This window comes from Steroidobacter agaridevorans (assembly GCF_009932555.1).
In the GTDB taxonomy this organism is placed as follows: Bacteria; Pseudomonadota; Gammaproteobacteria; order Steroidobacterales; family Steroidobacteraceae; genus Steroidobacter; species Steroidobacter agaridevorans.
The window spans coordinates 96,011-106,930 of record NZ_BLJO01000003.1 but is presented as its reverse complement, the minus strand read 5'-3'; the positions used below and the strand labels follow the sequence as shown (position 1 = coordinate 106,930).

Below are 10,920 nucleotides of genomic sequence, written 5' to 3'. Positions count from 1 at the left end.
CGCTCGGGTTTTCCGATGTATGGAAAAACTGTGAGACGGTGCGTGTCGCGACGAATGCGAATTACAGGGTTGGGCTGATTGCTGGCCCGGATAAAGAAAAACCCACCGCCTCAACAATGAAGCGGTGGGCGTTTTTTGCTTTTAGTGATCGCTGCCGGTCGGACGGCGCTCTTCCACCGCCGCGAGACGGCCATCGTCGGCGTTACCGTACAGCACATACGGCTTGCTCTCTCCGAGGATGACCTGCTCGTCGACCACAACCTTCTGCACGTTGCGCAACGACGGCAATTCATACATGGTCTCGAGCAGCACGTTCTCCAGGATCGTGCGCAGACCGCGCGCGCCTGTCTTACGCTGCATGGCCTTCTTCGCCACGGCCTTCAGCGCGTCGGTGCGGAACTCCAGCTCCACGCCTTCCATGTCGAACAGCTTGCGATACTGCTTGCTGAGCGCGTTCTTGGGCTCGAGCAGGATCGACACCAGCGCCGCTTCGTCCAGCTCATCGAGCGTCGCCACCACCGGCAGACGGCCGACGAATTCCGGAATCAGGCCGAACTTGATCAGATCCTCGGGCTCCACATCGTGGAACACATCGGAGCCGTGCGGACGCTCGGCCGTCTGACGCACGTCGGCGGTGAAGCCGATGCCCGTCTTCTGGGTGCGGTTCATGATGATCTTTTCCAGACCCGCGAACGCGCCACCGCAGATGAACAGGATGTTGCTCGTGTCCACCTGCAGGAATTCCTGCTGGGGATGTTTGCGACCGCCCTGCGGCGGCACCGAGGCGATCGTGCCTTCGATGAGCTTCAGCAGCGCCTGCTGCACGCCCTCGCCCGACACGTCACGGGTGATCGACGGGTTGTCGGACTTGCGCGAGATCTTGTCGATTTCGTCGATGTAGACGATACCGGTCTGCGCTTTCTCGACGTCGTAATCGCACTTCTGCAGCAGCTTCTGAATGATGTTCTCGACGTCCTCGCCGACGTAACCGGCTTCGGTCAGCGTCGTTGCGTCGGCAATCGTGAACGGCACATTCAACAGGCGGGCGAGCGTCTCGGCGAGCAGCGTCTTGCCGCAGCCGGTCGGGCCGATCAGCAGGATGTTGCTCTTGGCGAGCTCGACTTCGTCCTTGGCGCGCGCTTCGGAGGTCTTCGTCTGCAGGCGCTTGTAATGGTTGTAAACGGCGACCGACAACACCTTTTTGGCGCGCGGCTGGCCGATTACATACTCATCGAGGACCTTCTTGATCTCGTGGGGGCGCGGCAGTTTGTCGCGCGTGCGCTCGGCGCGCTCTTCGAGCTCTTCACGAATGATGTCGTTGCAGAGCTCCACGCACTCGTCGCAGACGAACACCGACGGGCCGGCGATCAGCTTGCGTACTTCGTGTTGGCTTTTGCCGCAGAACGAGCAGTACAGAAGCTTGCCGTCGTCGTGTTTGCCGCGTGAATCGTCGGACATGCATTACCCTCGAAAACCGGGACAAATCAACCACTTCTCCATCGATCGTGGTGCCCCAGCGTGTTACGAAATCGCGTCACGGTCGCGACACTATTGCGTCCGGGCTATATAGCACGCACCGCCATCAGGCTGCAAAGACGCCCTTTCCGGGCTTTTTGCAGGCTTCTCCCCCGTTGGAGAGCCCAGCCAAACCCTGACCTGACTTGCCCTATACAGGACCCTGCATGAGGCCGTCAGAGGCGGCCTTCAATGGGTCTTCAGCGACCGAGCGCCGCGGCTGCCGCCAGTGCCGGCTCGCCCCGCTTTTCCATTACGCGGTCGATGAGGCCGTAGCCCACGGCTGCCTCACCGCCCATGAAGTTGTCACGGTCGGTGTCCTTGCTGATGCGTTCGACCGTCTGGCCGGTGTGCTTGGACAGAATACGGTTGAGGCGCTCGCGGGTTTCCAGCACTTCGCGCGCATGGATGTCGATGTCCGAAGCCTGGCCCTGAAAGCCCGCCAGCGGCTGGTGGATCATCATCCGTGAGTGGGGCAGCGCATAACGCTTGCCCTTGGCGCCGCCCGCCAGCAGCACCGCGCCCATGCTGGCCGCCTGGCCGACGCACATGGTGCTCACGTCCGGCTTGATGAACTGCATGGTGTCGTAAATGGACAGACCGGCGCTGACCGAGCCGCCCGGCGAGTTGATGTACAGCGAAATGTCCTTGTCCGGATTTTCCGATTCCAGGAACAGCAGCTGCGCCACCACCAGGTTCGCCATGTGGTCCTCGATCGGGCCCACGATGAAAATCACGCGCTCCTTCAACAGCCGCGAGTAGATGTCATAAGCGCGTTCGCCGCGAGCGGTCTGCTCGACGACCATCGGGACAAGGTTCATGGTGGCCATCTATGAGTGCTGACTTTCAGTAATGGTGAGGAAAGCGGGACAGCGATGTGTTGGGGCTAGTTTAGAAGAGGCAAGAGCCCCTGCAATAGCAACCGTCTCACGCCGCCCTGCTTCCTGCCAAGGAGCGACTATTACGCGCCGAAATTCATGATTTCCTTGAAAGTCGACGGCTTGTCGGCGACCTGGGCGCGCTGCGCGAGCCAGTCGATCACCTGATCCTCCAGCACCGCCGCTTCCATCTGCCGGCGGAACTGCGGGTTGGAGCGGTACTGCTGCAGGGCCTGGCCCTGGTCCGGATACTGCGCAGCCAGCTCTTCGAAACGCGACTGCACCTGCGCCTGGTCGACCTGGATGTTGGCGTTGCGGATCACTTCGCCGATCAGCAGCGACAGCGCCACGCGGCGGCGAGCCGGTTCCTGGAAGCCTTCCGGCGGCGGAATCTGCGAAGCGTCGCGGGCGCCCATGCGACGGGCCGCGTCGAGCTGCAGCTCACGCACCTGGGCATCGACCATGGACTTCGGCAACTCGATCGGATTGGCCGCGAGCAGCCCGTCCAGCACCTGCTTCTTGACGCGGGCCTTGATCGCCTCGCCCAGCTCGCGCTCCATGTTTTCCTGAACTTCGGAGCGCAGGCGCTCGATGCCGCCCTCTTCCACGCCGTAGACCTTGGCGAACTCGTCGTTCAGCTCGGGCAGCTGGCGCTCTTCGACCTTGTGCACGGTGACCGCAAATTTGGCCTGTTTGCCGGCCAGATTGGCGGCGTAGTTGGCCGGGAACGTCATCTCGATGTCCTTCTTGTCGCCCGGCTTGGCGCCGCGCAGACCGGCTTCGAAATCGGCCAGCATGCGGCCGGCGCCCAGGTCGACCGGAAAGTTCTCGGCCTTGCCGCCTTCGAACGGCGTGCCGTCGATGGTGCCGTCGAAATCGATGGTGACGCGGTCGGTGTCCTTGGCTTCGCGCTGCACTTCCGAGTAGCTCGGACGCTGTTCGCGCAGGTTCTGGATCATGGCATCCACGTCGGCGGTGCTGACCGTCGCGGCCGGGCGCTCGACGCTCAGGCTCTCGACGCCTTTGATCTCGATCTGCGGCAGAACCTCGAAAATCGCGCGGTATTTCAGATCCGCGCCCTGCTCGAGGTTGATCGGCTCGATGCGCGGGCCGCCGGCCGGGGTCAGCTTTTCCTGCACAACGGCTTCGTTGAACGTGCTCTGCATGACATCGCCCAGCACTTCCTGGCGGACCTGCTGGCCGAACTGCTGGCGCACCACCTTGACGGGCACTTTGCCCGGGCGGAAACCCTTCAGACGCACCGTGCGGCTCATGCGCTGCAGCCGCTCGTCGACGGCCTTCTCGACGCGCTCGGCCGGAACCTGCACTTCCATCCGGCGCTCCAGGGCCCCGGTCGATTCAACTGAAACCTGCATGGTCGAAACCTGCCTCAAGTCACGAATGAGTAATGTCTGCGGCGCCCGCCTCGATCCCGGTACGCCCGGTTGGTGCGAAAGGAGGGACTCGAACCCTCACGGGGTTACCCACTGGAACCTAAATCCAGCGCGTCTACCAGTTCCGCCACTTTCGCGATCCCCGCCCCTGGCTCCCACCCACCCCACATATATAAGGTATGAGTTATGGGTGATGAGGTCTGGGCCGGTCGGCCTTTGGCCGACCCTCCCCTCGCGGGGCCGCGGAGTATACCCGAGCAGCCCCCGCCATTCGAGAACGCCGGAGAACGGGGGCGAATTTGGGCGATTGGGGGTTTGGGGGCCACTGAGGCAGGTTCGGCGGCGCGGGGGGCTGAGCCACCCGCGCCGCCCGAGCGATCACGAAGCGCGCAGGTTCTCTTTGAAGAACTCGATCGTGCGCTTCCACGCCAGATCCGCGGCTTCCTTGTTGTATCGCGGCGTTGTGTCGTTGTTGAAACCGTGCTGCGTTCCCGGATACACGAACGCTTGATACTTCACACCCGCCGACTTCAATGCGGCTTCTGAAGCGGGCCACGCCGCGTTGATGCGCTCATCCGTCTCCGCGAACTGAAGTAACAACGGCGCTTTGATCTTGCCGGCCTCTTCCGGCGCTGGCGGTGTGCCGTAGAACGGGACAGCAGCCGCGAGATCCGGCACGCGAGTCGCGAGGAAATTGGCAACGCCGCCGCCGTAGCAAAAGCCCGTGACGGCGACCTTGCCGGTTCCTTGCGGCAACTTCTTCAAATAGTCGGCCGCCGCAATGAAGTCCTCGCGCGTCTTCGCCTGATCCAATTTCTGGAACTGCTCGCGCGCCTTGTCTTCATCGCCGGGATAACCGCCGAGAGGAAACAACGCGTCCGGCGCGAAGGCGATGAAGTTCTCGAGCGCGACACGACGGGCCACATCCTCGATATGAGGATTGAGACCCCGGTTCTCATGCACGACGAGCACGGTGGGCAGCTTGCCTTTCGCCGATGCCGGCTTCACCAGGTACCCACGCAGCTTTCCATACCCCGGCGCAGGAATCTCCACGTACTCGGCCTTGATGCGCGAATCGGTCGGCGCAATCTGCTGCGCCTCTGCGAACTTTGGATTGAGCGCATCCAGAATCGCCGCGCCGCTCATGCCAGCGACGGCACACGCACCGGCGCGGTCGATGAACTCGCGTCGCGAGATCGCACCGTGCACGTATTTATCGAACAGCTTCCAGACTTCAGGCGGAAATTTTTGTGCTTCGTTGTTGCTCATGATGCTGCCTTCACCTCGTGGGCTCGAGTCCTTCGCGACGTTCTATAACACACTTCAGTGCTGAGCCGCGGCCTGCGCATTTTTCTGCTGTCCAGCCGGCGCCTTGGGCGCAATCTTGGTGAGCTTGCCGCCCTCTTGCTCATAATTTTGCACGCCGACGCGGCCGACCACATTGAAACCCTTGGCGGCAAGCAGGTCGCCCGCCTTGCCCGCGCGGCCGGCGTGATTGGATACCGTCACGATCTTCCGGTCCTTGGGAATCCACGCCAGGCTCTTTTCCAGATCCGCCGCCTGAATACTGAGATAAACCGGCAGGCCGCCAATCGTTGTGAGCTCGTCGGGTCGGCGCAGATCGATGATGAGCAGTTGCTCGGGCTTGGTTAACAATTGATCGAACTGTGCGCGCGACAGGACCGGGGTCTTCGATTCATCTTTGCCTTGAGCAAAGGCGACCGATGCCACCAGGCTGACCAGCAGCACGGACCAGGAACGGAACGAAAGCGAACGTGACAAATGCATACAGACTCCGGCGGATGTAAGAAACATTCGCGCAGTCTAAGGACCTCCCACGCGCAGGCGTGAGAGGTAACAATGCATCTACTGATAACGTTTCCGGCGGGGAGACGACGACATTCGGAGTGACAAAGGAGTCACGTCGACAAGAAGGCTGCGCTGTTAAGCAAGCATGGGCCGCCCGAAAAGGCTGGCGACATTTTCCGTCAGGCGCGCTTCTCCGCGCATCAAGTCGTTGGCGTGTAGATCTTGTCGAACACACCACCATCCGCGAAGTGCGTGGCTTGCGCCTTGGTCCAGCCGCCGAAGTCGGCGATGGTTACCAGTGTGCCGATCTTCGGGAAGGTCTTGCCGTACTTCGCCAGGATCTCTGGCTTGGTCGGGCGATAGTAGTTCTTCGCCGCCACTTCCTGACCGGCGTCGGTGTACAGATATTCCAAGTAGGCTTTCGCTACCGCGCTCGTGCCGTGACGCTCAGCGTTCTTATCGACCACTGCGACCGGCGGCTCGGCCAGCACGCTGACGGACGGCGCGACGATGTCAAACTTGTCTGCGCCAAACTCCTTGAACGCGAGGAACGCTTCGTTCTCCCACGCAAGCAACACATCGCCGAGGCCGCGCTGAGCAAACGTCGTGGTCGAACCGCGAGCGCCGCTATCCAGCACGGGCACATTTTTATAGAGCTTCTGCACGAACGACTGCGCAGTCGCATCGCTGCCGCCGGGCTGCTTCAATGCCCAGGCCCACGCGGCGAGATAGTTCCAGCGCGCGCCACCCGACGTCTTCGGATTCGGCGTGATCACGGAGATGCCCGGCTTGACCAGATCGCCCCAATCCTTGATGCCCTTCGGGTTGCCCTTGCGCACCAGGAATACGATAGTCGAGGTATACGGCGAGCTGTTATGCGGAAGCCGTGCGGCCCAATCTTTCGACAACAAATTGCCATGCGAGGCAATGCCATCGATGTCGGCGGCCAGCGCGAGCGTGACCACGTCGGCCTGCAAGCCGTCGATCACCGAGCGCGCCTGCTTGCCTGAGCCACCGTGCGATTGCTTGACGATCACTTTGTCGCCGGTCTTCTGTTGCCAGTAGGCGCCGAAGACCTTGTTGTATTCCTCGTAGAGCTCGCGCGTCGGATCGTAGGAAACATTCAGCAGCTCGACGTCCTTTGCCTGGACAGGCCCGCCGAGCAATGCGAGTGTCGCAGCCGCCGCGGCGAGCAGACTGCTGTGGACGAGACGGCGTGACATGGATGTTCTCCGGAGCGTTGAAACGAGCAACCTGTAGGTATTCAGGCCGGGCGGCGAACGCGCGGCCAAGAAGCAAGCGGCGAATCGAGCGATTGTTAGATTAGAGCGTTCGCTCCAGCGGCGGCGATGCCCGCCAGGGCGACGGCGGATAGTGCAAACTTTCCGAGCAACGCACCGAGGCTGACCGTGGGCGTCGCATCTGGCTGCGGCCTGCTCTCAGCCGCGGCCTCTTCGCGCGCTTCCAAGCGAAACTTGTGCACGTAGCCGTCGATCGGCACGCTGCCGCGATACTCGCGCGGCGTTGTTGCTTGTGTGAGCGACTGCATGATCGGACTCGCGGTCAGGAACGGACGACGCAGTCTATTCCCGACCGGGTAACCGGCTCAGTCGCGGGCGGGTTTCATTTGGGTCATCGCCCCGCCCTCGGCAATCAATCAATCGTCGACGACCACGTGCGAGCCGACAGCACCGCGCTGCCAATAACCCGCCGCCTTCACCCAACGCTTGTCGAAGCCGCGCCCTTCGACGAGATATCTACGAATCGCGCGCACCGCCTGTGTCTCGGTCGCCGCCCAGGCGAAGCAACCTTGTTTCATGATCGGCAGATTATCCAACGCGCCGAGGAGGAACTCACCTGTCACGGCGTTCGGATCGGTTCTCGGCACCCATACAACTTGCAGGTTGGCCCGGCTCGACAACGGCAATTCAAAGCCCGGCTCGACCTCGGCAACCACCATCGCGCTCGTGCTCGCCGGCAGCTCTTCCAAGCGGCGAGCAATGGCCGGCAAGGCAGTTTCGTCGCCAATCAGTAAATGCAGGCCAATGCCGTCGGTCGAGATGATCGACGAGCCTCTCGGACCGCCTACACCGAGCACGCTGCCGACCTTCGCATCGCTCGCCCAACTCGTCGCCGGGCCATCGTCGTGAATCACGAAATCGATCACGAGCTCGCCCGCGGTGGCATCGAAGCGGCGCGGTGTGAAATCACGCATGACTCGTTCGGATGCGCCTTCGGCGCCAGGAGGCGAGAGGTTCAACTGGCCGTCCGCGCCGGGGAAGATCAACTTGACGTGATCGTCGAAACCGAGCGACGTGAAGCCGCGCAGCTCGTCGCTCATCAACGTGATGCGCTTCATCTTCGGCGCAATCATCTCGACGCGCGACACGGTCGTGCGCCGCATGCGCACCTCGTGTCGGACTCGAGTGATGTTTGGCAGATTACTCATTGTCTCGACCTTGTGAGATTTCCTCGGCAGCGGCCTCGATGATCCTGCGCACGCGCTCAGTTTCTTCCTCGGTCCAGCCGCCTCGATGAAACATCAGCGCCGCACGCAACGTATGCATGGCGTGATGAAGATCTTCCGGCGGCATCTCGCATGAAGCGGCGCGTGCAGCCATTGCCATGCGCTTCCTAACGCTGTTCAGCATGGCTTCGTTCTCGCGCAGATACTTGCGCCCCTCGTCGGTGATCTCGTACAGGCGCTTGCTGCCTTCCGTCGTGGTGGAGCGAACATGTCCCAGCTCTTCGAGCAGTGTCAGCGTGGGATAAACGGAGCCCGGACTCGGCGCATAGGCGCCCCCGAACTTCAGCTCCAACTCTTTGATGAGCTCGTAACCGTGGCGCTGCTTCTCTTCTATTAGGGAGAGCAACATCAAGCGCAGATCGCCAGGCCCGAACCTGCGCCCACCGCCGCCGCCTCGTCCGCCCCGACCGCCCATCGGACCGCCGAAGAACATGCCGCGGTGTCCACCACCGCCTCGTCCGCCGCCCCAATGCCCGCAACGGTGGCCGTGAGGATGGTGACCGTAGCTCTCGCCCCAGCGACCCCAAAACATTCTGTGAAACATGGACTTACTGCCTTTTGTGATGCTTGAGTAGAGGGCAAACGATATATCGTTTATCTGTATCTTTCAAGAACATCTTTCGTGCGCATGTGCCGCAGGCGGGGCTCGGTGGCAAGATGCGCGTCCTGCCGACCTGGCATCGCCCGATCGTTTGAATGCTCACGGACCCGACGTTTTATTTGCTCGCCATCCCGGCGGTGATCCTGCTCGGACTGGCGAAGGGCGGCTTCGCCGGCGTCGGCGCCATTGCCCTGCCCTTGCTCGCGCTACGGATTTCGCCGGTGCAGGCGGCAGCCATCCTGTTGCCGGTACTCGTGGTTCAGGACGCGGTCGGCGTGTGGGCTTTTAGAAAGAACTGGGACCGTGAGGTGCTGGCGCTGATGATCCCGTCCGCGATGGTCGGCATCGTGGCGGCGTATTTCCTGGCAGCGAAAGTCTCTGCAACCGTCGTGCTCGCGGTGCTGGGCGCGATCTCGGTCGTGTTCGCTTGCTACCGCTTGTGGATTTCGCGCGGCGGCCGCGTGCCGGTTTCGAGCAATGCACCTCGCGCACTCGGCGCGGCGCTTGGCTTTGCATCGGGCTTCACATCGCAGGTGGCGCACGCGGGCCAGCCACCTTTTCAAATGTGGGTGCTGCCGAAGGGGCTGTCGCCTCAGGTTCTGGTGGGAACCACGGCGATCTTTTTCGCGGTGATCAATCTATTCAAGATTCCGGCGTACCTGGCTCTCGGCCAGTTCACGCACGAGAACCTCATGGCCGCGGCGGTGCTGGCGCCCCTCGCAATCGCATCGACGCTGCTCGGCGTGTGGCTGGTCCGCCGCGTCAACGCCGAGCGCTTCATCACTATTATCTATGTGTTGATGATCGTGGTCGGCGTGCAGTTGCTGTACAAGGCGCTGAGCTGAACTACTTCGCCGCTGAGGCCGTGGGCTGAGACGTATTGATCAACGGCGCCACGGACATTCCGGCTGGCAGGATCACCGTGCTGGCGTTGTCGCTCTCGGCGAACTTCAACAGCGCTTGATTGGCTTCGTGCTGCAGATACTCGCGCGTGAGGCTACCCGCGATGATCCTGTTCGACTCGGCAATGCCGCGAGCTTCAGTCACCTTGATCTCCGCTTCCTTCTGCGCGATCTGCGTCTGCACTTCCATCGCTTCCAATCGCTTCTGATTCGCGACGGCATTGCGGATCGACTCCTCGATCGACGGATCGGTGCTCACCGCACGCACGACGACGCGCGTGACCTTGAAGACACCGGGATCGGATTCCTCGAGTTCCGCCTGCATGTTCTGATGCATGGCGTTGCTGAGCTCTTCGCGACGGGTGTGCATGATCAGCGAGTCGAGCTTGGCGACTTCTTCGTACGCAGTGTTGCGCGCGACACGCGCGACCAAGCCATAGGCCGGCACCATGTAGCCTTCGTCAGACCGCTGCGACTGCCCGGCATACTTCGCGTACAACTCGGCAATCGCGCCCGGCTCGGCGCGATAGTAGACAGTGATATCCATATCTCGCAGGGAGAGGTTGTCGCGGGCCTTCGGCGTGAGGTCCGTCAGATCGAGCGCCACTTCCTTCGCCGTGAATTCATCGACCCGCGAAATCAGCGGCCACTTCATGAACACGCCCGGCGTCACCTCTTCCTGAGTCATCACGCCGAGCGTGGTCCGCACTCCGACGTTGCCGGTGGCGATCGTGCCGAAGCAGCCGCCGACAAAGAGGATCAGCAAGGCGACCAACAGGAACAACGGCCCGAGCTGACGTAGTACGGCGGTGTTGGGGTTATCGAATGACAAGATCGGGCTCCGGCGACTCCATGCCAGGATTGGCGAGCGAAGCCTAAACGGCCGTCACCGGGCGCTGCCGTGATTGGAATCACGACGATTGCGCCCCAGAGCGCCCGATCCGACCTGTCCAAGGCCCTCTCTTTGACAGATATTTTCATGCCTGGTCAATGTGTTACGCCCACATTGACGGGTTGTAGTAGCGAGCTGACGCGAAGCTGTTAACATGCGCGTCCCGTCGGGGCATGGCGCAGTCTGGTAGCGCATCTGCTTTGGGAGCAGAGGGTCGCAGGTTCGAATCCTGCTGCCCCGACCACCTGACCCTGCACCTGGAGCAGGATTGCAGGGTTTAGCCGGTATTCGGCGAACAGGGATTCGTTCTCGCCGGGCCTTAGCCGGATCGTGCCTAGCAGGTCCCGTAAGATCACCCGCGCCTTGGAGGCAGCTCGTTCGTTACCGGACAGCCCATCCTCG

The 10,920-nt window shown here is 62.0% G+C and carries 11 protein-coding genes and 2 tRNA genes; 2 read left to right on the top strand and 11 right to left on the bottom strand.

What is annotated here, in order from left to right; all coding sequences use genetic code 11:
- Positions 1 to 141: 141 nt before the first annotated feature.
- From clpX to GYH35_RS11420, 10 genes are all read right to left on the bottom strand, one after another.
- Entirely contained in the window at positions 142 to 1,458 is a 1,317-nt protein-coding gene (gene clpX / locus GYH35_RS11465; RefSeq protein WP_129646144.1) for an ATP-dependent Clp protease ATP-binding subunit ClpX, read from the bottom strand.
- A gap of 257 nt (positions 1,459 to 1,715) precedes the next feature.
- Positions 1,716 to 2,345, bottom strand: a complete 630-nt coding sequence (gene clpP, locus GYH35_RS11460; protein WP_161811982.1) for an ATP-dependent Clp endopeptidase proteolytic subunit ClpP — start codon at positions 2,343 to 2,345, stop codon at positions 1,716 to 1,718.
- A gap of 131 nt (positions 2,346 to 2,476) precedes the next feature.
- Positions 2,477 to 3,769, bottom strand: coding sequence for a trigger factor (gene tig, locus GYH35_RS11455; RefSeq protein WP_161811981.1), 1,293 nt, complete (start codon positions 3,767 to 3,769; stop codon positions 2,477 to 2,479).
- Between the two features lie 70 nt (positions 3,770 to 3,839).
- Positions 3,840 to 3,924, bottom strand: a tRNA-Leu gene (locus GYH35_RS11450).
- 241 nt (positions 3,925 to 4,165) lie between these two features.
- Positions 4,166 to 5,056: a dienelactone hydrolase family protein gene (locus GYH35_RS11445; protein WP_161828476.1), complete on the bottom strand. Its 891-nt coding sequence runs from the start codon at positions 5,054 to 5,056 to the stop codon at positions 4,166 to 4,168.
- 54 nt (positions 5,057 to 5,110) lie between these two features.
- Entirely contained in the window at positions 5,111 to 5,575 is a 465-nt protein-coding gene (locus GYH35_RS11440; RefSeq protein ID WP_161811979.1) for a rhodanese-like domain-containing protein, read from the bottom strand.
- Between the two features lie 221 nt (positions 5,576 to 5,796).
- Positions 5,797 to 6,819: a sulfate ABC transporter substrate-binding protein gene (locus GYH35_RS11435; RefSeq protein ID WP_161811978.1), complete on the bottom strand. Its 1,023-nt coding sequence runs from the start codon at positions 6,817 to 6,819 to the stop codon at positions 5,797 to 5,799.
- A 95-nt stretch (positions 6,820 to 6,914) separates the two neighbouring features.
- Positions 6,915 to 7,145 carry a hypothetical protein gene (locus GYH35_RS11430; RefSeq protein WP_161811977.1) on the bottom strand — a complete coding sequence of 77 codons (231 nt, stop codon included), beginning with the start codon at positions 7,143 to 7,145 and terminating at the stop codon, positions 6,915 to 6,917.
- Positions 7,146 to 7,253: 108 nt separating this feature from the next.
- Positions 7,254 to 8,045, bottom strand: a complete 792-nt coding sequence (locus GYH35_RS11425; RefSeq protein ID WP_161828475.1) for a siderophore-interacting protein — start codon at positions 8,043 to 8,045, stop codon at positions 7,254 to 7,256.
- On the bottom strand, positions 8,038 to 8,667 hold the full coding sequence (locus GYH35_RS11420) for a PadR family transcriptional regulator (RefSeq protein WP_161828474.1): 630 nt from the start codon (positions 8,665 to 8,667) through the stop codon (positions 8,038 to 8,040). Before GYH35_RS11420 ends, GYH35_RS11425 begins: the two co-directional genes overlap by 8 nt.
- A 152-nt stretch (positions 8,668 to 8,819) precedes the next feature.
- On the opposite strand from GYH35_RS11420, the gene GYH35_RS11415 reads away from it, so the two are divergent.
- Positions 8,820 to 9,569, top strand: a complete 750-nt coding sequence (locus GYH35_RS11415) for a sulfite exporter TauE/SafE family protein (protein WP_161811974.1) — start codon at positions 8,820 to 8,822, stop codon at positions 9,567 to 9,569.
- Between the two features lies 1 nt (position 9,570).
- Here GYH35_RS11415 and GYH35_RS11410 read toward each other — a convergent pair whose 3' ends face one another.
- Positions 9,571 to 10,458: an SPFH domain-containing protein gene (locus GYH35_RS11410; protein WP_161811973.1), complete on the bottom strand. Its 888-nt coding sequence runs from the start codon at positions 10,456 to 10,458 to the stop codon at positions 9,571 to 9,573.
- Positions 10,459 to 10,685: 227 nt separating this feature from the next.
- On the opposite strand from GYH35_RS11410, the gene GYH35_RS11405 reads away from it, so the two are divergent.
- Positions 10,686 to 10,762 (top strand) — tRNA-Pro (locus tag GYH35_RS11405).
- Positions 10,763 to 10,920 lie beyond the last annotated feature (158 nt).

What these genes read in the sequence shown, in the direction of transcription:
- clpX (WP_129646144.1), bottom strand. Translation starts at nt 1,458, where the DNA reads ATGTCCGACGATTCACGCGGCAAACACGACGACGGCAAGCTTCTGTAC.
- clpP (WP_161811982.1), bottom strand. Translation starts at nt 2,345, where the DNA reads ATGGCCACCATGAACCTTGTCCCGATGGTCGTCGAGCAGACCGCTCGC.
- tig (WP_161811981.1), bottom strand. Translation starts at nt 3,769, where the DNA reads ATGCAGGTTTCAGTTGAATCGACCGGGGCCCTGGAGCGCCGGATGGAA.
- GYH35_RS11445 (WP_161828476.1), bottom strand. Translation starts at nt 5,056, where the DNA reads ATGAGCAACAACGAAGCACAAAAATTTCCGCCTGAAGTCTGGAAGCTG.
- GYH35_RS11440 (WP_161811979.1), bottom strand. Translation starts at nt 5,575, where the DNA reads ATGCATTTGTCACGTTCGCTTTCGTTCCGTTCCTGGTCCGTGCTGCTG.
- GYH35_RS11435 (WP_161811978.1), bottom strand. Translation starts at nt 6,819, where the DNA reads ATGTCACGCCGTCTCGTCCACAGCAGTCTGCTCGCCGCGGCGGCTGCG.
- GYH35_RS11430 (WP_161811977.1), bottom strand. Translation starts at nt 7,145, where the DNA reads ATGCAGTCGCTCACACAAGCAACAACGCCGCGCGAGTATCGCGGCAGC.
- GYH35_RS11425 (WP_161828475.1), bottom strand. Translation starts at nt 8,045, where the DNA reads ATGAGTAATCTGCCAAACATCACTCGAGTCCGACACGAGGTGCGCATG.
- GYH35_RS11420 (WP_161828474.1), bottom strand. Translation starts at nt 8,667, where the DNA reads ATGTTTCACAGAATGTTTTGGGGTCGCTGGGGCGAGAGCTACGGTCAC.
- GYH35_RS11415 (WP_161811974.1), top strand. Translation starts at nt 8,820, where the DNA reads ATGCTCACGGACCCGACGTTTTATTTGCTCGCCATCCCGGCGGTGATC.